The sequence below is a fragment of the Rhizobacter sp. SG703 genome, from assembly GCF_012275445.1.
Lineage (GTDB): Bacteria > Pseudomonadota > Gammaproteobacteria > Burkholderiales > Burkholderiaceae_C > Rhizobacter.
On record NZ_JAAZQK010000002.1, the window covers coordinates 493,251 to 517,774 of the forward strand.

The window sequence follows — 24,524 nt, forward strand, 5'->3', positions numbered from 1 at the left end:
GCACCCGCACGCTCAAGCCACGAACCGGCACGACGACGCCGGCGTGCGCGTGTCCATGTTGCGCCCGCGGTTCAGGTGGTCGTCGATCTCGGCGGCGCAGCCGAGCATGCGCGGCACCAGGAAGACCGTGAATGCCGCCGTCTCCAGGTCGCGTTCGGCCACCTCGCCGCGCCGCAGCCGCTTCCACAGCATCTTCAGCAGCAGCGACGCGATCACCGCATCGACGTTGACGCAACAGACATTGCGCGACACGCCGGCGTCGAACAGCGCCTGCACCAGCGCGCGGTAATACGCGTGGAACACGTTGTGCTCGCCGCGCTGCTCGAACAGCTGCGCGATGAAGACTTCGCGCGGATCGTGGTTGACTGGCTTGTCCTTGAAGACCGGGTGGTTCACGCCCGGCAACTTCGCGATGTCGGTGCTGCCGATGCTGCGGCGTTCGGCCTTGTAGCTCGCATAGCGCTGCGCGGTGCGCCACGCGAGCGCCGCCAGGTCGATGCCGTGCTCCGGATCGCCCGGGTCGGCGAGGCGGGTGTCGCGGAACTGCTCGTTCAGGAACGCGATGCCTTCGTGGCCGTTGCCGCCGTGCGCATAGCCGGTGTGGGTCAGGAAGCCCATCAGCGCCTTGTTCAGCTGCACGCGCTGCGCCGCCTCGGGCCCGTCGGCCGACACCGCCCCCTTCGCGCCCTGCGCCGAGATCGCCCCCGGGCCATTCGTCAGCAGCAGGCCGAACAGCGTCTGGAACACGAACAGGTCGTCGTCGACCGGCGGCAGCCCGATCAGCGCCGCGAACGCGGTCTCGGCAAGCGAACAGCGGCCGAGCAGCTGCGCATCGTCGAAGCCGCAGAAGTGCCCGTCGTGGTGCCGCGTGTCCGGCGCCGACGCGCCGATCAGCGTGCCGAACAAGGCCATCCACCACGGCAGGTTCTCGGCGGTTAGGCGAGACACGCGCTTGGCCATCAACGGCGTCCAGGCCAGCGTCGTCGTGGTGGCGGCGAGCACCGCATCAGCGGTCGGATGGCCGGGCAGCGCACGCAGCCAGCGCAGCAGCACGGATTTGGCGCCACGCGCATCGAGCGCGGCCAGCAGCGCCTGGCCACGCGCATCCGGGGCCGCACCGACCAGCCCCTCGCAGCCGAGGATGTCGACCTTGCCGAGGTCGAAGCGCTCGTCCTGCGGGTCTTTCAGGCCGGCCGCGGCGAAGCGGTCGATCAGCAACCGGGCCGCCTCGCGCGCGCCCTGCTGGCAACGCGGTCCGACGATCGCGACGGCCGCCGCGATCACCGCATTCGGCGCGTTGCCGGCCTCGCGCGCGGCCTGCGCCGCGGCCAGCGCCGGCGTGCCATGCAGGTTGACGTGCGCGGCCACCGCGGTCGCGACCAGGCGCCGGTCGTTCTCGTCGCCGACCTCGTGCAGCAGCGCGAGCTTGACGAGCGACTCGAAGGCCAGCGTCGCCGCCTGCAGCATCGAGACGCCGTACAGGCTGCCGAGCTGCGTCTGCGCGTCCATCTGCGACGCGCCGGACGCATCCTTCATCGCCTGCCGCGGCAGGGTGCCGCCGACCTGCCGGTTCACCTGCTCGACCTGCGCGCCATAGGGCGCGGCCGGCGCCACCACCTGCAGCGCGAGCGAGGCCGGCAGCGCGAGCCCGGCATCGGAGGCGAACCACGGCTTCAGCACCAGGCTGCCCTCGGGCTCGAAATCGGGCAGGGTCGCGTTGGCCCGCATCACCGCCATCAGCGCGCCCGGGATGTGCGCGATGTTGGTGACCAGCGCGCCGCGCGCCGAGAAGCGCGGCTCCTCGGGCGTGAAGATGCCGTCGACGCCGAACTTGTCCATGAACCAGCGCTCCTTCGCGCGGGCGTCGTCCTCGCAGCCGGCCATCGCGCCGGCATGGCCGACCGCGCGGGTCAGCCGGCTCTTCCAGCGGCCGACCACGCAGGCCACGACCGGCTTCGTGAACCGGGCGTCGAGCTCGTAGGTGCCGCCCGGCTCGCAGTACAGCACCGCGGCCTTGCTGCGCGCGTCGTTGGCGAGCGCGAACGCGAACTCCGGCGCGGCATAGTGGATGTAGACGTCCTTGCCGCTGGAGATCACGGTGGTCGTGCCCCAGCCGCTCATGCGCAGGTACTGCGCGATGGTCGTCGAGAAGCCGCCGGAGTTCGAGAAGATCGCGATCGAGCCCGGGCGCAGCGTGTCGCCCGGGGCGTCGCCGCCGAGCGCCCCGCCGATGCGCACCCGGTTCCAGGCATCGGCCACGCCCAGCCCGTTGGCACCGAAGATGTCGACGCCGGCCTGCTGGCCCATCGCGCGGATCTCGCGCGCATCGTGCACCGCGATCTTCTCGGTGACGACGAACACCTTCTTCAGCTGCGGGTTCACGCGGATCAGCTCGGCCACCCCGTCGCGCGCGGCCGCCGGCGGCAGGTAGACCACGCCGCAGTTGAAGCGGTGGCCGGCCTGCAGCCCGTCGCGCACGTTGTTGTAGACCGGGATGTCGCCGGCCGCGGTGGCGAGCACCTGCCCGCCCTTGCCGGGCGCGGTGCCGAACACCACGTTGCCGCCCGACCAGGCATGGCCGACCGGCGTCACGTCGCTCGATTCGGCGCCGAGGATGTTGAGCACGCAGACGCGGTCGTCGCGCGTCGCGATCTGCGCGAGCGAGCTGATGCCGACGTAGTACCTGAAATCGCCGACGCCTTGTTTCTGCAATGGATTCATCTGCATGGGGGTCCTCTCTCGTCAGGCGGTTTCCGACAGGCCCAGGCCGGCCGCGAGCTGCGCGCGGCCGCCGGCCTTCATCCAGGCATCGGCCTGCTTCGCATAGGCGATCACCTGGCTGATGTCCGAATCGAAGCCGAACATCCGGTACGGCAGCCCGAGCTGGTCGCAGGTGTCGCGCAGCGCGGCCATGCCGCGCACCAGGTTCGGCCCGCCGCGCCCGAGCACCACGTACAGCGGCGTCGCGCCGTGCAGCCCGACGTGCTCGCGCAGCGCGTCGGCGATCGCGCGCAGCGTCTCGTGGATGTCGGTGTTGTTCGACTTGCCGCCGATGATGAACAGCACGTTGGCCTGCTTCAGCCAGTGCCGGAAGCAGATGCGCGCGACCTCTTTCATCTTCTCGTACGGCGGGTTGCCGCCGAAGTCGGACGAGATGATGGCCGCATCGCCGAGCATCTCGGTGACCAGCGAATTGGCGCCGCCGCCGAAGGTGGGCGCGAGGATGGTGCCCGCGTCGTTGACGACGTAGACGTCGCTCTGGCCCTGGTGCGTGCGCAGCTGGTTGATCTCCTGCTCGAAATCGGAATGGTCGGCAGTGAACAGGTGCGCCGGCAGCCCGAGCCGCGCCCAGCGCGGGTCGTCGCGGTCGAAGCCGCACTTGAAGTCGCAGGCCACCGGCAGCAGCCGGCCCTTCGCGTCCTCGCGCAGGCGGATCGGGTTCAGCTCGAGCGTGGTCATGCCGAAGTCGTGGAACAGCTCCCACAGCTTCGGCAGCTGCTGCACCAGCGGCGAGATGATCTCGCGCGGCGCGCCGATCTCGCTGAGCGCATTGGCGACGACGAAGGCCTTCAGGCCGGTCAGCGGATCGAAGGGCACGACCGCGAGGTCGCGGCGCTCGACCTCCTCGATGTCGATGCCGCCGCGGTGCGTCAGCGTCATCGTCGGCGCCCGGAAGCGCGTCGAATCGGTGATCGAGAAATAGACCTCGTGCCGCGCCGGCACGCCGGCCTCGAAGGTGACGCCGTTGGCCTTGGCCCGCTGGTGGCCCACCGCATGCTCGGCGAAATACAGGCGCTCCTTCTCGGCCAGCGCGGTGCGCAGGTCGCTCGCCCGGCCCAGCAGCCCGGCCTTGCCCTTCTGGCCGATGCCGCCCTTGAACATCGGTTTCACGAACACCTGCCCGTGGCGGTCGATCAGCGACTTGATCTCTTCCTCGCTGGCGCCGGGGCCGAGCACCTCGGTGGCCGGGAAGCCGACGAACTGCAGCAGGCGCGCGCCGTGGAACATGCCGGTGATCTGCATCGGTGTCTCCTTGTCGTCGCTGGTGCCGCAACGTGGCCGCGATGATCGGCAGGTGCGCTGTCGAAGTGCTGTCATCCGACGTTCATTCGGGCTGTTCGACGCACAATGTCCGCCTGTCCTGCCCTGGCCTGCCCGGCCCGCCCTGGAGAACGACGATGCCGACGCCCGACACGCTGGAGCGCTTCATTGCGATGGTCCAGAGCAACGCGCATGCGCAGGCCTGCGAGGCGTTCTACACCGAGCACTCGACGATGCAGGAGAACCAGGCGCCACCGCGCACCGGCCGCGATGCGCACGTGGCCGGCGAACGCAAGGTGATGGCGCGCGCGCGGTCGGTGCGCTCGCAGTGCGTGCGGCCGGTGCTGGTGAACGGCGACCACGTCGTGATCCGCTGGATCTTCGATTTCGAATGGCTCGACGGCAGCACGACGCACATGGAGGAACTCGCGTGGCAGCGCTGGGAGGGCGAGCGCATTGCCGAGGAGACCTTCTTCTATGATCCGGCGCAACGCGTGCCGCGCCCGGCACCCTCCTGAATCCCCCGGAGCACTTCGATTGGCATTGACCTGGACCACCAGCTGGCACGGCATCGGCTGGGATGAACTGGAGGCGCTGTACCGCGCCGCGGCACTGGGCAGCAAGAGCGCCGCGCTGCTGCAGACGGTGTTCACCAACAGCCGCTTCAGCTGCTTCGCGCGCGACGCCGACGGCCGGCTGGTGGCCGCCGGGCGGGTGCTGTCCGACGGCGCCGACTGCGCCTACCTGTGCGACGTCGCCGTCCACCCCGACCGGCAGGGGCGCGGCGCGGGCGCCGAGGTGGTGTCGCGGCTGCTCGCGATGTGCGCCGGGCACCGCAAGATCATCCTGTACGCCGTGCCCGGCAGGGAGCCGTTCTACCGCCGATTCGGCTTCCGGCGGATGCGCACCGCGATGGCGATCTTCGACGACCAGGCGGCAGCGTTCGCCAAGGGACACATCGATGCCGAATGACGGGTTCTCGCTCGCGATCGTCGGGGCCTGAGCGATGCGTCCGGACCAGTGGCCGGCGCAGGCCGCCCTCGCGACGATCGGCCTGTACCAGCGCTTCGTCTCGCCGCACAAGGGTTTCCGTTGTGCGCATTCGGTGCAGACGGGCCGGCGTGGCTGTTCGGCGCTCGGTGCGCGGGCGATCCGCCGCCATGGGCTGTGGAACGGCCTGGACGTGCTCGGTGGCCGGCTCGATGCCTGTGCGCTGAGCCACGAGGAATTGCGGGCGGTACGCAACAAGCCGGGGCTGCACCCGCAATCGGGCCTGTGCGACTTCGATTGTGGCGGAGCCGATTGCAACCCCTTCGATGCCTGCGATGTCGCCGAGTGCGCCTGCGATGCGGCGGACTGCCTGGATTGCTTCGACCGTCGCAAACGCTGCAGCCGGAACTCCTCCGCCGACGCCGCCCGCGAGCGGATCCTCGCGCGGCAGAATCGGCGCAAGGCGCCACCGCACTTGACGCCACCACCCACCCCCGCACCGCCGAAGGAGCCTTGATGCGCACCGCCCTGTTCCTGACCGCCGGCCTGCTGCTGCTCGCGTCGATGCTGGTGCTGGCCCGCCTGTTCGTCGCCCACTACCCGGCCGCGGTGACCTGGGCCGGCGCCGGCTTCCTCGCGCTATGGCTGCTGATCTGCGCCGTCAACATGTGGGTGGGCGTGGCCCGCGCGGGCTATTCGGTGGGCGAAGAACTGCCGATCCTGCTGCTCAACTTCGCCGTGCCGGCTGCGGTCGGCCTGCTGCTGGCCTGGAAACTTCGCTAGGAGACACCCGATGTGCCGCAACATCAAGACCTTGTTCAACTTCGAGCCGCCGGCCACCGAGCTGGAGATCCGCGATGCGTCGCTGCAGTTCGTGCGCAAGCTGAGCGGCTTCACGGTGCCGTCGAAGGCCAATGAAGCGGCGTTCGAGCGTGCGGTGGCCGAGGTCGCCGCGTCGGCGCGCCGGCTGATCGATTCGATGGTGACCAGCGCCGAACCGCGTGACCGCGAGGTCGAGGCCGCGAAGGCGCGCGAACGAAGCGCCGCGCGCTTTGGCACTTGAGGCACTTGAGCGTGAGTCGGTGGTAGCCCGGATGGGCAACCGGCTACGGTTTCAACATCTCGGCCACTTTCGCCAGCAGGTCGGGCTTGGAGAACGGCTTGTCCAGCCCGGCGCAGCGCGTCGCCTTCAGGAACTCGCTGGCATCGGGCGACAGCGTGTCGCCGGTGACGAACAGGAAACGCTGCGCCAGCTCCGGCTGCCGCGCCGACGCGGCCCGCCACAGCGCCGCGCCGTCCATGTCGGGCATCCGCAGGTCGGACACCACCGCGTCGAAACGCGCCGCGTCCAGCAGCTCCAGCGCCACCGCGCCCGACAGCGCCGTCGCGACCGCATAGCCGGCACGCTCCAGCATGTCGCGCAGCAGCTCGGCCAGCTCGGGCTCGTCGTCGACCACCAGCACCTGCGCCAACGCCGGCACCTCGGCCGGCGGCGCCACCGGCTCCTCGGCGGGCGGCTCGGCCTCGCCGCTCAGCGGCAGGCTCAAGCGGAACGACGCGCCCTGCGCCGTCGATTCGAGCACCAGCTCGCCGCCGTGCTCGCGCGCCACCGAGCGCGACACCGACAGGCCCAGCCCGGTGCCCAGTCCTTCCGGCTTGGTGGTGAAGAAGGTCTCGAACAGCCGCGCACGCACCTCGGGCGCGACGCCCGGTCCGGTGTCGACGACGCGCAGCCACACCCGCGGCTCGCGGTCGGTACGGCGCTGCTCGACGCCGCTGCTGACGTGCACGCGGCGCTCCCCGACCGTCAGCGTCAGCGCCTGCTGCGCATTGACCATCAGGTTCAGCACGATCTGCGAGATCTGGTCGCCGTCGCCCATCACGCTCGGCAGCTGCGGCGCCAGGTCGAGCTGCAGCGCGACGTTGTGGCTGCGGTAGGTGTAGCCCAGCAGGTCGGCCGCCGCGCGCACCAGGTCGTTCAAGGCCACCGCGCCGCGCTGCGACGGCCGGCTGCGCGCCATGTTCAGGAAGGTGCGCACGATGCGCCCGCAGCGTTCGGCCGCCTCGCGGATGCGCTGCACGTCGTGCTGCAGGTCGCGTCGGTCCTCGCACTTTTCCTCGAGCAGCGTGGCGCGGCCCATCACGATCGCGAGCGGGTTGTTCAGCTCGTGCGCGACGCCGGCCAGCAGGCTGCCCATCGCGGTCAGGCGCTCGCTCTGGCGCAGCGCCTCGCGCTGGCGCTCGATCTGGCGCGCCGCATCGTGGCGCTCGGACACGTCGGCGATCGACGCGGTGTAGAACGCGGTGCCGCCGACATCGCTGCGCCACAGCACCATCTCGATCGGGAACTCGCTGCCGTCGGCGCGCAGCGCATGCAGCTCCATGCGCTTGCCCAGCACCTGCGCCGGGCCGCCGGCCTGCATGCGGCGCAGCCCCGCCTCATGCGCTGCGCGGTGGCGCTCGGGCACGATCACCTCGCTGACCGGCCGGCCGACCACCTCGGCACGCCGGCGCCCGAAGATCGTCTCGGCCGACGGGTTGAATTCGACGATGCGGCCGTCGGCGTCGGTCGAGATCAGCGCGGCCAGCGCATGGTCGACGATCGCCGACTTCAGCGCCTCGCTGGCGCGCAGCTGCTCCTGGCGCAGCGCGAGTTCCTCTTCGCCGAGCCGCAGGTCGGTGTGGTCGAGCCCGCAGACCACCACCGCCTGCACCGGCCCGCCGCCGGGCGTGTACGGCACCAGCACCTGCTCGCGGTAGCGCCGGCCCTGCAGCTGGTAGTTGACCCAGCCCTGCAGATGCAGCGACTCGCCGGCGAACAGCCGCTCGAAGATCGGCACGAAACTGCGGTACACGCCGTCGTCGAGCACCTCGGACATGTGGCGGCCGATCACCCGCTCGGCGGGCAGCCCCATGAAGCGCAGCGCTTCGAGGTTGGCGTACAGGTAGCGCGCGTCGCGGCCGATCACCGCGACGCGGGTGTTGATGTGCTCCAGCAGCACGCCCATCAGCACCGGATCGAGCATCGGCAGCGACGGCGGCCGCTCCCCCCAGCGCGTCTGCGACCAGCGCAGCTCGCGCTGGTCGACAGCCCCTCGCCCGACGGGTACATCGGTCGATCCCCCGAGGGGATGCGGGCCGGCTTGGGACGGCCCGTCGCTCGGCCCGCCCGGCGGGCTCATGCGAACCCCAGCACCACCCGCCGCGTCTGGGCGGACTTCTTCTCGATCTTCGTGACGACCACCGCGCCGATGTCGGCGGTGTTCGCGACGTGCGTGCCGCCGCAGGGCTGCAGGTCGACGCCCTCGATCTCCAGCACCCGCACCCGCCCCAGCCCACGCGGCGGCTGCACGCTCATGCTGCGCACCAGGCCGGGGTTGGCGTCGAGTTCGGCCTCGCTGATCCAGCGGTGGCGCACCGGGTGCGCGCCGGCCACCAGCCGGGCCAGGCCGGCGGTCAGCGCCTCCTTGTCGAGCGGGTCGGTCATGTGGAAATCGAGCCGGGCCGAATCGGCGGTGATCGAGCAGCCGTCGACCGGGTGCGGCACCAGCGCGCACAACAGGTGGGTCGCGGTGTGGAAGCGCATGTGGCGCGCGCGGCGGGCGCGGTCGATGCGGGCGGTGACCGGCTGGCCGACCGCGAGGACCGCGAGCAGCTCCTCCTGCCCCGGCGCCGGCACGTGGACGATCTCGCCGGGCGCGGCGCCCTTGCGGGTGTCGGCGATCTGCAGCACACGGCCGTCGGCCAGCCGCAGCTCGCCGCGGTCGCCGGCCTGCCCGCCGCCGAGCGGGTAGAACACCGTGCGGTCGAGTTGCACGCCGGTCTCGCCGAGCGCGACGATGCGGGCCTCGCAGTCGTCGAGCGCGGCGTCTTCGCGGAACAGTTCTTCCGTCATCGGTTCTGTCTTCGGTTCGGTCATCGCAGCCATCCTGTCGATCAAGCGGGTTCGGTGATGAAGCGGCGCAGCACGTCGAAGGCCTCGTTCGGCTTCTCGCGCCAGGCGCCATGGCCGATGCCGGGGAACGCATGGAACTGCCGCCAGGCCGCGGGCAGCGCCGCGGCGATGTCCTGCGCGTCGGCCAGCGGGCACACCGGGTCGAGCTCGCCGGCCAGCACCAGCACCGGGCATTGGGCGACGGCCAGCCCGGGCAGCAGGTTCATCTGCCGCTGCTCGCCGCGGATGAAGGCCTGCAGGATCTCCGGCGCAGTGAAGCGCCACGGCGCGCTCTCGACCCGGCCGACCAGGCTCGGGTTGTACAGCGGCTTGCAGACGCGCTGGTAGACGGCGTTGTTCTCGTCGTTCGGATCGGCCCAGAAGCGCTCGGCCACCGTGCGCGCCTCGGCGCCGCCGAGCTGCTCGAACATCGCGAGCTTGCGCGGCATCGCCATGCTGCCGGCGGTGCTGGACAGGATCACCTTGGCCGCATGCGCCGGATGGCGCGCGATGTAGCGCTGCGCGACGAAGCCGCCGAACGACTGGCCGAGCACGATCGGCTTGACGATGCCGAGCGCGTCGCACAGCCGCACCACGTCGTCGGCCCAGGTGTCGAGCGTCCATTCCGACGGCGGGCGGCGGTCGCTCATGCCGTGGCCGCGGTGGTCGTAGTAGACGACCTGGACCAGGTCGGCCAGGCGGGAGAAGAGCGGCTTGAAAGCCACGTGGTCGAAACCGGGGCCGCCGTGCAGCAGCACGAGGCTGGGCTTCTCCCGCACGCCGTTGCCGTCGGGGACGAGGCCGGGGCCTTCGACGTCGACGAACAGCCTGACACCGGGCTCGATCTGGATGCGCACGCGCTGGCCTTCGTTGTTCAACCAGGGAGCGATCTTGCCACGCCCGGCCGAGCGGCCAAGCGGCGGCTATCCGTTCAAGAGGCGCTGGCGCTTTTGCGTCTGGTCGATGTAGCGCTGCAGCGCGCGCGTGACGTCGCTGGCGGGGTTGACGATCTCGCAGCCGAGGCGCACGCCGCGCGAATCGGGGTTGATCGAGGTCACGTGCTGCAGGCGCAGCGCGACGTGGATCCGCGTGTCGACGTCGAGGTCCATCTGCACGCCGTTCAGCACCACGCCGGGCGGCAGCGGCGGCACGTCGTCGGGCAGGAACAGCGCGCAGCCGCCGATGCTCACGTCGAGCACGCGCAGCGCGAGCGGCATCTCGTGGATGGCCGGGTGGCGCATGCGCGCCATCGGGGTGCTGCGCAGCAGCGGCCGCACCCGGAAGCCGCTGCGGCGCTGGAAGCGGAACAGCTCGCGCGGCATCGCGCAGTTGAGCACCGCGTTGCGGCCGTTGTGCACCACCACCAGCCCGATCGCATCGAACTGCAGCTTGATGCTGTCCAGGTAGGCGACCGCGACGGCATCGGCCGACTCGACCAGCGACTGCACCTGGTTGCTCTCGGCTTCGGCACTGAAGCTGATCACGCCGCGCAGCGCGTCCATCGACCACAGCGTGGTGGTGTAGGTCGCGCCGTCGCTGCCGTTCAGGTGGACGATCACGTTGCCGTCCTGCAGCCGCTTGAGCATCGCCAGCACCTCGGGCACGGCGGAGATGCGGAAATCATCCAGCCCGCCATGGGCGGCGGACAGCGCGTCCAGCGGCATCGGCATCGTGTCCAAGTTCGGCTCCGGTCAGGGGGACAGACCCTCGCGGTCAGTGGACGGTCTTCGGCTTGCCGGCCAGGATCGCGTCCAGGTCTTCGAGCCAGGGTTCGGCCAGGTGGCGGATCTCGGCGTCGTTGACGAGGATGCGCTGCATGATGCGCGATTTCAACTGGGCTTCTTCCGAATCCAGCGGGCGCTGCGACGCGGCGTGCTTCAGTTGCGAGATCAGCACGGCGCAAGCGCCTTCAAGCTTGACCACGTGGTCCCAGTTGCCGACGCGGGCGGCTTCGAGCATGTCCTGGCTGGCGCGCTCGATGGCTTCGTAGTAGTTCAGCAGGGCCTTGTTCATGGGGTGGTCTCCGTTGTCGTTCGACCGGTCGATCTGGAAATGCTTCATGGTGTGCGGTCCGTCGGTCAGGCGGCGGTCTTGATGGCGATCTCGGCCCAGGCGCTGCGCAGGGGTTCGATCAGTTGAGCGCATTCGTCGAGGGCCGCCTCGTCGTTGTGCCGGTTGGCCTGGGTCAGGCGCAGCGCCAGGTAGGCATACAGGTCGTTCAGGCGCGCCGCCAGTTCACCGCCGTCCTTCAGGTTCAGGCCGGCCTTCAGGCCTTCGTCGACGATGCGCACCGCGCGGCTGATCGCACGGCCCTTCTCTTCGATCTTCTTCGCGCGCATCGCGCCACGCGCCTGGGCGATGCAATCGATCAGCCCGTCGAACAGCATCGAGATCAACTGGTGCGGCGAAGCGCCGTCGACCCCGGTGCCGACCTGCACGGCATGGTAGGCATTGCGGCCGCCGCCGAAGGGCGATGCGGAGTAGTCGGATCCGAACATGTTGTAGGCCTTGTGCGTGACTGGATGCACTGTTTATCGGCCCGCCTCGCGCCGCCTTTAGGCTGCGCGTAGCGGGTGAAACAGGGTCCATTTCAACCTCAAGTGTGAAGCGATGTTGCAGCCTGCCAAGCCCGTTCACCCTGAGCGGGGACCGAGCTTGTCGAAGGCTCGTGTCGAAGGGTTGGGCCGCAGCGCGCAGGGCTTCGACAAGCTCAGCCCGGACGGCTTGTGTGCGCAGGCTTCGACAGGCTCAGCCCGAACGGGGGGAGGGCTCAGCCCGGACGGAGGGGAGGGCTCAGCCCGGACGGAAGAGGTGCGCCTGAATGGAATGGCGCAAGCGCTGACGGACAAGATCAGCCGGTGCTCTTGTTCCAATTGGCGATCTGCTGCGAGATGTACGTGCTGAGCGTGTTCAGCCCGGCCATCTTCGTGTCGAGCGCGGTGTACTGGGCACGCAGGCGCTTCTCGGTTGCCGTCATCCGGTCGGTGATGTCGTCCTGCCGCTCCTGGTTGTCCTTCAGCGTGCTGTTCAGCCCGGTGGTGCGGGCGGCCAGCGAGCCGTTGGTGCCCAGCACCTGGTCGCCCAGCGCACGCAGCTTCTGCGCAAAGCCGTCTTTGGACGAATCGACCGTGTCGCTGTTGGCGAACGCCTTCTTCATCTCGGTCAGGTTGCCCAGTGCGCTGGTCAGCTTGGTGTCGCTGACCTTCAGCGTGCCGTCGGTCTGCATCTCCAGTCCGATCGACGACAGCGTCGGGAATGCGCTCGACGCCGTGCCGGTCCCGGTCAGCATCGTGCGCAGCTGGCGCTGCAGCGACACCGCGGTGCTGTCGCCCTGCAGCGTGCCGGCCGTCTTGGTCGCATCGTCGTACTTGGTCTGCGTCTTCAGCAGCGAAGCCAGTCCGTTGTAGGCGGCCGTGAAGTTCGTGATCGCACTCTTGATCGAGGCGTTGTCCTGCGCGACGCTCACCTGCACGTCGGCGGTGGTGACCTTCTGCAGGTTCATCGTCAGGCCCTGCACCACGTCGTTCAGCGTGTTGCTGGCCGAAGTGATCTTCAAGCCGTTGATCGTCGCCTCGGCGTCGGCCGCGGTCTGCGTGCGCTTCATCGGCGCGGTCTCGTCGGTCGTGTCGTAGGTGAAGGCCGACGGCCCCGCGCCGCTGGCCGTCACGCGAAAGCCGTTGTCGACCCCGGTCGCCTTCGACGACAGCACCAGCCGTGCGCCGCTCGAGTCGGTGACGATGGAGGCGGCCACGCTGCCGCCGGCCGCATTGATCTTGTCGCGCACGTCGGCCAGCGTGTCGGTCGAGCTGATCGCGATGTTCATCGCGCTGATGGTCGCGCGGGCCTTGAAGCCCGGCTCGCCGATGTCCCAGCTGCCGGTGTCGATGGTCAGCGAACCTTCGCCGACGACCGCACTGCTGGACGCGAAGCTGGTGCTCGCCACCGATTGCGCGGCAGCCAGTTTCTGCACGCTGACGGCATAGTTGCCGGCCGACGCGTTGGAGCCGCCCGACACGGTGACGGCCGAGGTGTCGGCCGAGGTCGCCGCCGTGGCACCCCAGGTGCCGGAGCGGGTCAGCGCGAGCGCGGCGTCGCGGAAGCTTGACACCGACGACTGGATCGATCCGTAGGCCGAGATCTTGGTCTGGACCTTCGTCGCTTCGGTCTGCAATTGCGTGACCGGCAGCTTTTCGACCGCCATCAACTTCGTGATGATCGATTCGACGTCGAGGCCGCTGCCTATCCCCGCTGATGTAACTGATGCCATGACCGTGACCTTTCGGAAAAGTGGACGGCAAGCAGAGGAAGCCTCGCTGCCACAGTCCTAAAAGAAGATGGCCCCCCAAAAGGGGAATCCGATATCGCGTGTATCGGATTCACGGTCGGCAACTTGAGGCCCCGGACGCGACTTTTTTCACTCTTTCGAGCCGCGCCCGGCGGGCGGGTCATCAACCCTTGAGCAACTGCAGCACCTGCTGCGGAAGCTGGTTGGCCTGGGCCACCATCGCGTTGCCGGCCTGTTGCAGGATCTGCGCCCGGCTGAGCGACGCGGTTTCCGCCGCGAAGTCGGCATCCATGATGCGGCTGCGGGCGGCCGACTGGTTTTCCACCGCCGTCTGCAGGTTGGAGATCACCGAGTCGAAGCGCGACTGGCTCGCACCGTAGGTGGCGCGGGTGTCGTTGACGAGGTCGAGCGCGTCGTCGATGAAGTCGATCGTGGAGGCCAGGTTGTCGGGAGACTGCGTGCTGTCGATGACGACCGTGGCGCCGGTGACCGCAACGATCGACGCGTCGACGGTCAGGTCGACCGTGGTGATGTTGATCGTGTCGTTGACCGTGGTGTTGGCGCCGACCTGGAAGGTCTGCGTGCCGGTGGACGCGAGGATCGGCTGGCCGTTGAAGGTCGTGCCGCCCAGCACCCGGGTGATTTCGTCGGACAGCTGCCGGAATTCCTTGTTCAGCGAGTCCTTGTCGCTGCCGCTGTTGGTCGAGTTGCGGGCCTGGACCGTCAGCTCGCGCATCCGTTGCAGCGCGTCGCCCACCTTGGACAACGCACCTTCAGCCGTCTGCGCCATCGAGATGCCGTCATTGGCATTGCGCACGGCGACGTTCATGCCGCGCACCTGGGCATTCATGCGCTCGGCGATGGCCAGGCCGGCGGCGTCATCCTTCGCGGAATTGACGCGAAGGCCCGACGACAGGCGCTGCATCGAGACCGCGAGCGCCGATTGGGACATGTTCAGGTTTCGCTGCGCATTCAGCGAAACGATGTTCGTGTTGATGGTTTGTGGCATGTTGCACTCCTCAAGAATCAATGACTCCCGGCGAATGCGCCGGCTCTTTCGTCTGCGGTGCGACCCGCAAGCGAACCGGCGCGACTCACCGTCGTGCACTGATCGAAAGATGTGCTCTCGCACATCGCCGCGTCAGCGTCCTCCAGTGGATCCGGACCGCGGATCCCTGGCGAGAGATCCGTGGAAGTCATTGTTCCGAGAACTGAACCCGCGCTAAACCGCGAAATGAGGGTGTTCGACCCGCCTATTCGATTCCAGAACGAGAAAGCCCCGCCCGGTGTCCCGGGCGGGGCCTTCGGAAGCGAGCCGGGGGGCTTACTTCAGCAGCGACAGCACTTGCTGCGGCAGCTGGTTGGCCTGCGCCACCATCGCCGTGCCGGCCTGCTGCAGGATCTGGGCACGCGACAGGTTCGACGTTTCAGACGCGAAGTCGGCATCGGTGATGCGGCTCTTGGCGGCCGACTGGTTCTCCACCGAGGTCTGCAGGTTGGAGATCACCGAGTCGAAGCGGTTCTGCACCGCACCGTACATGGCGCGCTCGCTGTTGATCTTGTCGATCGCGTCGTCGATCTTGTCGATCGTCGAAGCGATGTTGTCGGCGGATTGCGTGCTGTCGATCTTGGCGCCGGTGGCGTCGGTGATGCTGGCATCGGCCGTCATGTCGGTCGTCGTCACCACGATCGTGTCGTTGGTGGTGGTGTTGGCGCCGATCTGGAAGGTCTTCGCGCCGGCGCTGGCACCGATGATGGTGATGCCGTTGAAGGTGGTGCCGCCCAGCACGCGGGTGATTTCCGACGACAGCTGCTGGAATTCCTTGTCCAGCGAATCCTTGTCGCTGTCGCCGTTGGTGCCGTTGCGGGCCTGCACGGCGAGTTCACGCATGCGTTGCAGCGAGTCGCCGACCTTGCCCAGCGCGCCTTCAGCGGTCTGCGACAGCGAGATGCCGTCGTTGGCATTGCGGATCGCGACGTTCATGCCGCGGACCTGGGCGCCCATGCGCTCCGAGATCGAGAGGCCGGCGGCGTCGTCCTTGGCGCTGTTGACGCGCAGGCCGGAAGACAGGCGCTGCATCGAGATCGACAGCTGGTTCTGGGTGCTCGACAGGTTGCGTTGAGCGTTCAGCGAAGTAACGTTGGTATTGACTGACATGACCATTTGAAAATCTCCAATAACGGTTGAACTGAGACCCGGCATGAGCGCCGGCATTGCCTCGGCAGATGGGTGTCTACCGTGATCCTCTCTGCCTAAACGACCGCGCGTCCCTGGGGTTGCGCGGCTTGCTGCGCCCGGCCCTCTTGGCTCCGGACCCCGGCGCCGTAGTTGCGTCGCCGATGGAGGCTTTATCGGACCGCCACTTTCGAGACTTGAGACCCGGCCTCCAAAATTTCGACGGGATCCCTCGAACAGAGGGGTGAGAACCCGGCTTCTATCTGCACTTGCGGCCGGAACTTGAGGGGTCGAACGGACGTTTCGAGATGTGTCGCGCGCCCCGCAAGCGCAGAACTGGCGGGCGTCTGCCGCCCTTCTCCGCAAGACCGGCGCGAGGCGGATTCCTAGAATTTCCGCATCCTTCCACGGGGCGTGCCACGCGCGCCATCACGATGCAGACCAAGCCCCACAAGCCCTCGAAGCCACGCGCCGCCCCGGTGCCGCCGTTCATGCGCAACGCGAAGCACGACTGGGAAGAAGGCCTGGCGCTTGCGAAGGCCGGCGAGTGGACGCGTGCCGAGCGCGCCTTCCAGCGCGCCGCCGAGCGCGAGCCGCAAGACCATGTCTACCTGGTGAACCTGGCGCGCGCGCAGTTGCAGAACGGCACGCTGGACAAGGCCCTGCAGACGGCCCGCGCCGCGCTCGACATGAAGCCGGACGATCCGGTGGCCCGGCTGCTCGCCGCCGAATGCCTGGGGGCGCAGCACCGCGATGCCGAGGCGGCCCTGTGCCTGCAGCAGCAGCCCGAGCAGACGCCGCGCACCACCGAGTACTACCAGGCGCTCGGCATGGCGCTCTTCAATTCGAACCAGCACCAGGCCGCCATCGGCGCGCTGTTCCAGGCGCTCGCGGGCAACATCGACCATGCGCTGTCGCACTTCCGGCTCGGGCTGGCGTTCAACTCGCTGGGCATGAAGGCCGAGGCCACCGAATGCCTGCGCACCTCGCTCGTGCTCGGCCTGGGCCCGGGCGACCTGGCTGCGCAAAGCGTGCTGACCTTCATCGAGCGCGAGCTGTGCCGCTGGGACCATGCACGGGAGGACCTCGCGGCCCTGGAGCGCATGGCCGCATCGCTGCCGAACGACGCGGTGCGCTGGGCCGCCGTGTTCGCGCAGGTCACGCTGACCGCCGACCCGCAGGCCCAGCTGCGCGTCGCCCGCTCCTGCTGGCGTTTCCACACCCGCGCGATCAAGCCGTTCGCGCCGGTCGCGCCGCGCCCGCTGCCCGAGCGGTTGCGCGTCGGCTTCGTCTCGGCCGACTTCCACCACCATGCCACCGCGATCCTGATGGCCGAGGTGTTCGAGAAGCTCGACCGAGGCCAGTTCGACATCACGCTGTACTCGCACGGCCCGGAAGACGGCAGCGACATGCGCCAGCGCCTGCGCCGCGCGGCCGACCGCTTCGAAGACGTCAGCAAGCGCAGCGACCTCGAAGTGGCGCAGCAGATCCGCAACGATCGGATCGACGTGCTGGTCGACCTGAAGGGCCACACCCGCGATGGCCGGCTGAAGATCTTCGGCCACCGCCCTGCCCCGGTGCAGGCCACCTTCCTCGGCTTCCCCGGCACCACCGGCGCCGACGCGATCGACTATTTCATCGGCGACCCCATCGTCTCGCCGCTCGAACATGCCGCGCACTACAGCGAGAAGCTGGCGCTGATGCCCGGCTGCTACCAGCCGAACGACCGCCAGCGGCCGCTGCCCGGCCCGTACACCCGCGCCCAGGCCGGCCTGCCGGAGGACGCCTTGGTGCTGTGCGGCTTCAACCAACCGTTCAAGCTGTCGCCCGAGGTGTTCGACGTCTGGTGCCGGCTGCTGCACCAGGTTCCGGATTCGGTGCTGTGGCTGCTGCAGTGGAACGAGCATGCGCCGGCCCTGCTGCGGGCCGAGGCCGAGGCGCGCGGCATCGACCCGCAGCGCCTGGTGTTCGGCCCGAAGGTCGGGCTGCGCGAACACCTGAGCCGCCTCGCGCTGGCCGACCTGTTCATCGATGCCTGGCCCTGCAATGGCCACACCACCGCCAGCGACGCGCTGTGGGCCGGCGTGCCGGTCGTCACCTACGCCGGCCAGGCCTTCGCATCGCGCGTGGCCGCCAGCCTGCTCGACGCCGTCGGCCTGCCGCAACTGGCCTGCAGCACGCTGGCCGACTACGAAGCCCGCATCGTCGACCTTGCCGGCGACGCCGCCGCACGGCAGGCCCTGCGCGACCACCTGGTGGCCGCCCGCGACAGCGCAGCGCTGTTCGACAGCGACACCTGGACCCGCGACTTCGGTCGCCTGCTGCGCGCCATGGCCGAACGCTGGTCGCAAGGCAAGCCGGCCCGGCACATCGTGCTGGCCAGCGAACACCTCGAAGGAGCCACCGCATGAACGGCCTGCCCGCCATCCACCTGTGCATCGTCCAGCCCGGGGGCTACGTGCATTCGCTCGGCTTCCTGGACCAGGCGCGCTACTTCCGCCACCAGTTCCGCCGCATGGGCGCCGAGGTGAGCCTCGCGAAGAACCGGCTGCGCCATGACGCGGTCAACTTCGTGTTCGGAGCGCACCTCGGCTTCGACGCCGCGCTGCGCGAGCGCCACACCTGCGTGTTCGTGAACCTGGAACAACTGGGCCGCGGCGGCGCGCCGGTCGGCGACGACTACCTGAAGCTGCTGGCCGGCTCGGCGGTCGTCGAGTACGACGCCGACAACATCGCCGCCTACACCGCCCACGCCGACGACGTGCCGGTGTTCCCGCTGCTGTTCGCCCCGTACCTGAAGCCGGCGCAGCCCATGCCGCTGGAAGAGCGCCCGATCGACCTGCTGTTCATCGGCAGCATGAACCCGCGCCGGCTCGACATGCTCAAGCGCATCGAGGCCACCGGCCGGCGCGTCGCGAAGTTCGACCACCCGCTGTACGGGCCCGAGCGCGACCAGGTGATCCTGCAGGCCAAGGCCGTCGTGAACCTGCACTTCTACCCGACCAGCCGTTTCGAGCAGGCGCGCGTGTCGCACTGCCTGTCGCTGGGCACGCCGGTGCTGTCGGAACGCCGGGCGCAGACCCGCCCGCACGAGGCCTTCGAGGACTGCGTGAGCTGGTTCGACGAGTCCAGCCTGGAGGCGGTGTTCGGGCAGCATGTCGGCACGCCGGCGTTCTACGAGCAGGCGCGCGCGCAACTGCAGCGCTTCGAGGCGGCCGAGCCGATCGAGGCCTATGCCGACATCCTCGCGTTCGCCGCCGGCTATGCGCGCGTGCACCAGGAGCGCCGGCCGCAGACGCCGTGGCAGCCGTCGCGCATCAACCTCGGCTCGGGCAAGGATTACAAGCCGGGCTGGCTGAACGTCGACATCCTCGAGCGCGCGCAGCCCGACCTGGTGCTCGACCTCGGCCAGCCGGTGCAGTGGCCGCACCGCGCGAGTTCGTCGTACGGCGGCGAGATGCAGCTGGACGCCGGCAGCATCGACACCATCTTCGCGAACAACGTGCTCGAGCACGTGCCCGACCTGCCGATGCTGATGGGCAACTGCCTCGCGCTGCTGAAGACCGGCGGCCAGTTCATCATCGAGGTGCCGTACGAGCACGCCGCAACCGCCTGGCAGGACCCGACCCACCTGCGCGCGCTGAACGAGAAGTCGTGGCTCTACTACACCGACTGGTTCTGGTACCTCGGCTGGTTCGAGCACCGCTTCCAGCTGGCGCAGTTCCACTACCTCGACGACGCGCTGCGTGAATGCCCGAAGGAGCGCGCCGCCTTCATGCGGGTCGTGCTGGCCAAGGTCGAAACCTCGCTGCGCGAGCGCACCACCGCGCGGGTGATGCGGGCCGATTTCGCGCTGCCGGACGACATGTCCGACAGCTATGCGGAGGATCTGGCAGCCATCTCGGCCTGAAAGACCCCTCCAGGGATGGAAAAGACCGCCTCGGCGGTCTTTTTTTTGTTCTGCGACAAGCACTTGCGCTCGCGCATCAGCTTCCCTGGCAGGCGTGTAGGAATTTGCCTGACAAGGGTGATGGAAGAAGCTGGACTCAAGCCACAGAACTGACCTGATGTTTGGGTCCAGATCGCTTCTTCACAATCCGTTCCACGTTGAGACAAGTCGCAAGCAAACCGCAACACACACCAAGGAACGAGACATGAACGCCGACCAAATCCTGACCGAGATCCGTGAAGCCAACCTGTCGTACCTGATGCTGGCGCAGAGCCTGATCCGCAGCGACCGCGAGCAAGCCCTGTACCGCCTGGGCATCAGCGACGAAAGCGCCTCGCTGATCGGCCTGCTGACCCCGGCCCAGATGATGAAGGTGGCGGCGAGCAACACGCTGCTGTGCCGCTTCCGCATGGACGACGACCTGGTCTGGGGCCTGCTGACCAACCATGGCAAGACCGCGTCGAACGACACGACGAGCCGCCTGCACGCCAGCATCCTGATGGCCGGCCGCCACCACGAAGCCGCCTGACGCCAGCGACCGCCGCGACCACACCAAGAATCAAGGAGAGAGACATGAGCCGCACCAAGAGCATCCTGACCGAAGCCAAGCAGATCGAACGCGCCATCACGCTGATCAACCTGGGCGCGCGCCTGCAGGTGCTGGAATCGGAAACCGACCTGTCCTACGAGCGCCTGCTGCGCCTCTACAAGGAAGTTTCCGGCAAGTCGCCGAGCAAGGGCCAGCTGCCCTTCTCCACCGACTGGTTCATGACCTGGCAACCGAACATCCATGCTTCGCTGTTCCTGAACATCCACGAATACCTGAACAAGGTGGCCGTGATGGACGAGATCGACACCGTCATCAAGGCCTACCAGCTGTACTCCGAGCAGACCCAGGCGCAGGGCCTGGAAGCGCTGCTTTCGGTGACCCGCGCCTGGCGCCTGGTCAAGTTCGTCGACAACGGCATGCTGACGATGACCAAGTGCTCGAAGTGCGGCGGCCATTTCGTCAGCCACCCGCACGAGATTTCCAAGCATTACGTGTGCGGCCTGTGCAACCCGCCGGCGCGCGCCGGCAAGGGCAAGGCCAGCGGCGGCATCCAGATGCACTGAAAGACGGCAGATGCCCCTCAAGTCGAGCGGCGGACCGTCGATAACCTTCTCAACGTTTTCTGTTTTTCCCTGGGTAGTGTGAGTTAGCGACTTTTGTTTTCCTGATCTCCTCCTGGCGCTGAAAAGTGCTTTCAACGGGTCCCACGGGGCCCGTTTTCTTTTGGTTGGCAGGTTTTGCCCTGCGTGGCATGCCGGGTCTCGCTTCGGGTGGCATTGCCGGGTCTCGCCCCGGCGGGCGAGTCACTTTCATTTGCTGGCTCAAATGAAAGTAACCAAAGCAAAGCGCCTCAACACACACCATACGGTTCGTTCTGGCTCGCTGCGGACAACACGGCCACGCCGCTGCTCTCCCACCTTGCTTGGGATTGTTGCCCTTCCTTTTTCCTCACACGCCCCGCTTCGGGTTGCCGTAGCCGTAGCCCGAATACCAATCCGGGGTCCAGGCGATGCGCAGCGAGCTGGACGGGAAGAACGCACAACAATCCCAACCACGGTGGAGGTCTAGCGGCGTGGCCGTGTTGTCCGCAGCGTGCAGAACGAACCGTATGGTGTTCGGGTTCAAGCGCCTTTGCTTTGGTTACTTTCATTTGGCAAGACAAATGAAAGTGACTCGCCCGCCGGGGCGAGACCCGGCAGCAGCCTCACGCAGTGAAGAAGCTCCACTCCGCAGAGGCCCCCTCGCGCAGCGAGAAGCATCATTTTTTCCAGCGCTGTTCGAGCGATTGCCGCCCCCCCACCCCCCCGACACTCAAGTGACTGGGGTCAGGGCCGATAACGGTCCGAGACATGCGCCGGACACGGGCGTGCACCCCACCCACACGGAACACCCTGGATCATGTTCGTCCTCATCGGTTACGCGGTTGCCCTCGGGTGCATCTTCGGCGCCTACGTCCTGCACGGCGGCAACATGAGCGTGATCATCCACGCGCTGCCGACCGAGCTGATGGCCATCCTGGGCGGCGCGCTGGGTGCCTTCGTCGTGAACAACCAGCCGAAGGTGCTGAAGGCGACGCTGGCCGCGCTGCCGACGCTGCTGAAGGGCTCCAAGTATTCGAAAGCCCGCTACATGGAGCTGCTCGCGCTGCTCTACGACATCCTGCAGAAGGCGCGCAAGGAAGGCCTGATGTCGATCGAGAACGACGTCGAGCGTCCGCACGAATCGGCCCTCTTCAAGAAGTACGCGACGGTGGGCAACGACCACCACGTGGTCGAGTTCATCACCGACTACCTGCGCATGATGGTCTCGGGCAACCTGAACGCCCACGAGATCGAAAGCCTGATGGACAGCGAGATCGATACCCACCACCACGAAGCGCATGCGCCCGCCGCGGCGATCGCCCGGCTGGCCGGCGCACTGCCGGCGTTCGGCATCGTCGCCGCGGTGCTCGGCGTCGTGAACACGATGGGCTCGGTCGGCCAGCCGCCGGCGATCCTCGGCGGCATGATCGGCTCGGCGCTGGTCGGCACCTTCCTCGGCATCCTGCTGGCCTATGCGGTCGCGGAGCCGCTGGCCGGGCTGATGGAACAGAAGAACGACGAGAACGGCAAGGAGCTGCAGTGCATCAAGACCACGCTGCTCGCGAGCATGCAAGGCTATGCGCCGCAGGTGGCAGTGGAGTTCGGCCGCAAGGTGCTGTATTCGGCCGACCGCCCGACCTTCGCCGAGCTCGAAGGCCATGTGAAGGGAAAGAAGTGACCTCCAAGAAGAAGGACGCTCCGTAATGGCCGGCGATTCGAAGAAGCTGCAGCCGATCATCATCAAGCGCATCAAGAAGGGCGGTCACGGCGCCCATGGCGGCGCGTGGAAGATCGCCTATGCCGACTTCGTCACGGCGATGATGGCGTTCTTCCTGCTGATGTGGCTGCTCGGCTCGACCACCGAGGGCGACAAGAAAGGCATCGCCGACTATTTCCAGGCGCCGCTGAAGGTGGCGCTGCTGAGCGGCGGCAGCGGCTCGGGCGATTCGTCGCACGTGATCAAGGGCGGCGGCACCGACCTGACCCGCAGCGGCGGGCAGGTCAAGCGCGGCGACAACGCGTCGCGCAGCACCATCAACCTCTCCGCGGTCAAGGCCGAGCAGCGCCAGGCCGAGGCGCAGCGCCTGCAGGCGCTGAAGCAGCATGTCGAGGACGTGCTGGCCGGCAACCCGAAGCTGGCCGCGCTCAAGTCGCAGATCCGGCTGGACATGACGCCCGACGGCCTGCGCATCCAGATCGTCGACGACCAGAACCGACCGATGTTCGACAGCGGCAGCGCGATGGTCAAACCCTACATGCGCGAGCTGCTGCAGGAGATCGGCGGCGTGCTGGCCGAGGTGCCGAACCGGCTGACGCTCGAAGGCCATACCGACGCCGCGCCGTTCGGTGGCGGCGAGCGCGGCTACAGCAACTGGGAGTTGTCGTCGGACCGTGCCAATGCGTCGCGTCGCGAGCTGCTGCTGGGCGGGTTGCCCGAAGACCGCATGCTGCGGGTGCAGGGCCTCGCGTCGAGCGCGCTGTTCGACCGCAACGACCCGTTGAGCCCGACCAACCGGCGCATCAGCATCATCGTGATGAACCGCGAGGCGGAGGACCGTTTCTTCCAGACCACGCCCTTGATGCCGGAGCCCGAGGCACCGGCCGCCGAGGCGGCGACGACGCCGCCCTCAACTTCCGCCGCCACTGCCCGATAACTGCCGCAAGCAGCCGTTTCCAGGCTCCGCCCCGTACCCACCGCCCCAAGCGACCCAGCGAGGACTCTCATGAGCACCGATTTGAAATTCCTGATCGTCGACGACTTCTCGACCATGCGCCGCATCGTGCGCGGTCTGCTGAAGGAGATCGGCTACAACAACGCCGAAGAGGCCGAGGATGGCGCGGTGGCGCTGAACATGCTGAAGAACGCGAAGTTCGACTTCGTCGTCAGCGACATCAACATGCCGAACATGAACGGCTTCGAGCTGCTGACGGCGGTGAAGGCCGATGCGAGCCTGAAGCACATTCCGGTGCTGATGGTGACCGCCGAGGCACGCAAGGAAGACATCGTGCGGGCGGCGCAAGACGGCGCGGCCGGCTACATCGTCAAGCCCTTCACGAAGGCCACGCTGGAAGAAAAAGTCCAGAAGATCATGCAGAAGCTGGCCACTGCGGCCTGATGCCGGACCAGCCCCCCGATTCACAAGGGAACTCATCATGAAGATGGACACGATGGCCACGCTGGCCCCGACGGTGCCTGCGGCGTCGCCCGAGGTTTTCCAGCAGCTCGGCGTGATCACGCGCCAGTTGCACGACACGCTGATGCAGCTGGGCGTGATGCCCAAGCTGCGGACCGCAGCCGACAACCTGCCCGACGCGCGCAGCCGCCTGAACTACATCGCCGAGAAGACCGGCGCGGCGGCGAACAAGGTGCTGAATTCGGTCGACCAGGCCAAGCTGGAGCACGCGAACATCGCCTCCGAGACGCGCCGCCTGGCGGCCGCCATCGTGGCCGACCCGGTGAAGGCGGTGGCCTCGGGTTCGGTGATGAATTTCGTCGGTGACGTCGAGGCCGCCACGGCGCGCATCGACGTGCACCTGACCGACATCATGATGGCGCAGGATTTCCATGACCTGACCGGCCAGGTGGTGGCCAAGGTCGTCGCACTGGCGTCCGACCTGGAAGACAGCCTGGTCAAGCTGCTGGTGCAGGCGGCACCGCCGGAGCAAGTGCAGAAGGTGGAGTCGTCGATTCTCAACGGGCCGGTGGTGAATCCGGAAGGGCGGACCGACGTGGTGGCCAACCAAGGCGAAGTCGACGACCTGCTGGCGAGCCTCGGGTTCTGAACCTCGTCCCGGTGGGGACTCGCTGCGCGCGAGGGCTGTCTTCGCTGCGGGCGAGGTCTGGTTCACTGCGTGGCATTGCCGGGTCTCGCCCCGGCGGGCGAGTCACTTTCATTTGCTGGCTCAAATGAAAGTAACCAAAGCAAAGCGCCTCAACACACACCATACGGTTCGTTCTGCTCGCTGCGGACAACACGGCCACGCCGCTGCTCTCCCACCTTGCTTGGGATTGTTGCCC

The 24,524-nt window shown here is 68.0% G+C and carries 25 protein-coding genes; 13 read left to right on the top strand and 12 right to left on the bottom strand.

From position 1 onward, the window contains the following. Positions 1-12 precede the first annotated feature (12 nt). Both FHT26_RS05235 and FHT26_RS05240 read right to left on the bottom strand, forming a co-directional pair. The gene (locus FHT26_RS05235) at positions 13-2,727 is read right to left on the bottom strand and encodes a CoA-binding protein (RefSeq protein ID WP_246867714.1); all 2,715 of its coding nucleotides are present in this window, start codon (positions 2,725-2,727) and stop codon (positions 13-15) included. Between the two features lie 15 nt (positions 2,728-2,742). Continuing rightward, positions 2,743-4,023, bottom strand: a complete 1,281-nt coding sequence (locus tag FHT26_RS05240; RefSeq protein WP_168559094.1) for an ATP citrate lyase citrate-binding domain-containing protein — start codon at positions 4,021-4,023, stop codon at positions 2,743-2,745. Between the two features lie 155 nt (positions 4,024-4,178). Between FHT26_RS05240 and FHT26_RS05245 the strand changes: the two genes are divergently transcribed. Genes FHT26_RS05245 through FHT26_RS05265 form a run of 5 tightly spaced genes read left to right on the top strand, consistent with a single transcriptional unit; the run spans position 4,179 to position 6,094 of the window. Next, positions 4,179-4,559 (top strand): nuclear transport factor 2 family protein, encoded by a 381-nt coding sequence (locus tag FHT26_RS05245; RefSeq protein ID WP_168559095.1) that lies wholly within the window; start codon positions 4,179-4,181, stop codon positions 4,557-4,559. Positions 4,560-4,578: 19 nt separating this feature from the next. Then, the gene (locus FHT26_RS05250; RefSeq protein ID WP_246867715.1) at positions 4,579-5,013 is read left to right on the top strand and encodes a GNAT family N-acetyltransferase; all 435 of its coding nucleotides are present in this window, start codon (positions 4,579-4,581) and stop codon (positions 5,011-5,013) included. Between the two features lie 34 nt (positions 5,014-5,047). Beyond that, positions 5,048-5,548: a membrane protein insertion efficiency factor YidD gene (yidD, locus tag FHT26_RS05255; RefSeq protein ID WP_168559097.1), complete on the top strand. Its 501-nt coding sequence runs from the start codon at positions 5,048-5,050 to the stop codon at positions 5,546-5,548. Continuing rightward, positions 5,548-5,814 (top strand): hypothetical protein, encoded by a 267-nt coding sequence (locus FHT26_RS05260; RefSeq protein WP_168559098.1) that lies wholly within the window; start codon positions 5,548-5,550, stop codon positions 5,812-5,814. The genes yidD and FHT26_RS05260 overlap by 1 nt, the downstream gene beginning before the upstream one ends. Before the next feature lie 10 nt (positions 5,815-5,824). Further along, positions 5,825-6,094, top strand: coding sequence for a DUF2277 domain-containing protein (locus FHT26_RS05265; RefSeq protein WP_168559099.1), 270 nt, complete (start codon positions 5,825-5,827; stop codon positions 6,092-6,094). Positions 6,095-6,137: 43 nt separating this feature from the next. Here FHT26_RS05265 and FHT26_RS05270 read toward each other — a convergent pair whose 3' ends face one another. From FHT26_RS05270 to FHT26_RS05310, 9 genes are all read right to left on the bottom strand, one after another. Beyond that, complete coding sequence (locus FHT26_RS05270) at positions 6,138-8,213, bottom strand: hybrid sensor histidine kinase/response regulator (protein WP_168559100.1); 2,076 nt, start codon at positions 8,211-8,213, stop codon at positions 6,138-6,140. After that, complete coding sequence (locus FHT26_RS05275; RefSeq protein WP_168559101.1) at positions 8,210-8,926, bottom strand: alanyl-tRNA editing protein; 717 nt, start codon at positions 8,924-8,926, stop codon at positions 8,210-8,212. The genes FHT26_RS05270 and FHT26_RS05275 overlap by 4 nt, the downstream gene beginning before the upstream one ends. Positions 8,927-8,967: 41 nt before the next feature. Continuing rightward, a complete protein-coding gene (locus FHT26_RS05280; RefSeq protein ID WP_210427253.1) occupies positions 8,968-9,843 on the bottom strand; it encodes an alpha/beta fold hydrolase in 876 nt (291 codons plus the stop codon). A 45-nt stretch (positions 9,844-9,888) separates the two neighbouring features. Then, positions 9,889-10,635, bottom strand: a complete 747-nt coding sequence (locus FHT26_RS05285) for a flagellar brake protein (protein ID WP_246867738.1) — start codon at positions 10,633-10,635, stop codon at positions 9,889-9,891. A 43-nt stretch (positions 10,636-10,678) separates the two neighbouring features. Next, positions 10,679-10,978: a flagellar protein FliT gene (locus FHT26_RS05290; protein ID WP_056804615.1), complete on the bottom strand. Its 300-nt coding sequence runs from the start codon at positions 10,976-10,978 to the stop codon at positions 10,679-10,681. Between the two features lie 65 nt (positions 10,979-11,043). Further along, complete coding sequence (gene fliS, locus FHT26_RS05295; protein ID WP_168559102.1) at positions 11,044-11,463, bottom strand: flagellar export chaperone FliS; 420 nt, start codon at positions 11,461-11,463, stop codon at positions 11,044-11,046. A gap of 353 nt (positions 11,464-11,816) precedes the next feature. Next, positions 11,817-13,232, bottom strand: coding sequence for a flagellar filament capping protein FliD (gene fliD / locus FHT26_RS05300; RefSeq protein ID WP_168559103.1), 1,416 nt, complete (start codon positions 13,230-13,232; stop codon positions 11,817-11,819). A 181-nt stretch (positions 13,233-13,413) separates the two neighbouring features. Next, complete coding sequence (locus FHT26_RS05305) at positions 13,414-14,259, bottom strand: flagellin domain-containing protein (protein ID WP_168559104.1); 846 nt, start codon at positions 14,257-14,259, stop codon at positions 13,414-13,416. A 315-nt stretch (positions 14,260-14,574) separates the two neighbouring features. Next, positions 14,575-15,414 carry a flagellin domain-containing protein gene (locus FHT26_RS05310; protein ID WP_168559105.1) on the bottom strand — a complete coding sequence of 280 codons (840 nt, stop codon included), beginning with the start codon at positions 15,412-15,414 and terminating at the stop codon, positions 14,575-14,577. A gap of 446 nt (positions 15,415-15,860) precedes the next feature. Here FHT26_RS05310 and FHT26_RS05315 point away from each other — a divergent pair, with 446 nt between their 5' ends. The 4 genes from FHT26_RS05315 to flhC all read left to right on the top strand — a co-directional run bounded on the left by FHT26_RS05315 (position 15,861) and on the right by flhC (position 20,488). After that, positions 15,861-17,837 (top strand): O-linked N-acetylglucosamine transferase, SPINDLY family protein, encoded by a 1,977-nt coding sequence (locus tag FHT26_RS05315; protein ID WP_168559106.1) that lies wholly within the window; start codon positions 15,861-15,863, stop codon positions 17,835-17,837. Then, the gene (locus tag FHT26_RS05320) at positions 17,834-19,336 is read left to right on the top strand and encodes a class I SAM-dependent methyltransferase (protein ID WP_168559107.1); all 1,503 of its coding nucleotides are present in this window, start codon (positions 17,834-17,836) and stop codon (positions 19,334-19,336) included. Before FHT26_RS05315 ends, FHT26_RS05320 begins: the two co-directional genes overlap by 4 nt. A gap of 244 nt (positions 19,337-19,580) precedes the next feature. Beyond that, entirely contained in the window at positions 19,581-19,904 is a 324-nt protein-coding gene (gene flhD, locus FHT26_RS05325; protein ID WP_073468943.1) for a flagellar transcriptional regulator FlhD, read from the top strand. A gap of 44 nt (positions 19,905-19,948) precedes the next feature. Then, positions 19,949-20,488 carry a flagellar transcriptional regulator FlhC gene (flhC, locus tag FHT26_RS05330; RefSeq protein ID WP_168559108.1) on the top strand — a complete coding sequence of 180 codons (540 nt, stop codon included), beginning with the start codon at positions 19,949-19,951 and terminating at the stop codon, positions 20,486-20,488. Positions 20,489-20,873: 385 nt separating this feature from the next. Here flhC and FHT26_RS05335 read toward each other — a convergent pair whose 3' ends face one another. Further along, positions 20,874-21,050, bottom strand: a complete 177-nt coding sequence (locus tag FHT26_RS05335; protein WP_168559109.1) for a hypothetical protein — start codon at positions 21,048-21,050, stop codon at positions 20,874-20,876. Between the two features lie 273 nt (positions 21,051-21,323). On the opposite strand from FHT26_RS05335, the gene motA reads away from it, so the two are divergent. The 4 genes from motA (at position 21,324) to FHT26_RS05355 (ending at position 24,289) form a co-directional block, all read left to right on the top strand. Further along, positions 21,324-22,184: a flagellar motor stator protein MotA gene (gene motA / locus FHT26_RS05340; protein ID WP_168559110.1), complete on the top strand. Its 861-nt coding sequence runs from the start codon at positions 21,324-21,326 to the stop codon at positions 22,182-22,184. Between the two features lie 25 nt (positions 22,185-22,209). Beyond that, positions 22,210-23,160 carry a flagellar motor protein MotB gene (gene motB / locus FHT26_RS05345; RefSeq protein WP_168559111.1) on the top strand — a complete coding sequence of 317 codons (951 nt, stop codon included), beginning with the start codon at positions 22,210-22,212 and terminating at the stop codon, positions 23,158-23,160. A gap of 69 nt (positions 23,161-23,229) precedes the next feature. Further along, complete coding sequence (gene cheY, locus FHT26_RS05350) at positions 23,230-23,622, top strand: chemotaxis response regulator CheY (RefSeq protein ID WP_168559112.1); 393 nt, start codon at positions 23,230-23,232, stop codon at positions 23,620-23,622. A gap of 37 nt (positions 23,623-23,659) precedes the next feature. Next, positions 23,660-24,289, top strand: a complete 630-nt coding sequence (locus FHT26_RS05355; RefSeq protein WP_168559113.1) for a protein phosphatase CheZ — start codon at positions 23,660-23,662, stop codon at positions 24,287-24,289. Positions 24,290-24,524: the final 235 nt, after the last annotated feature.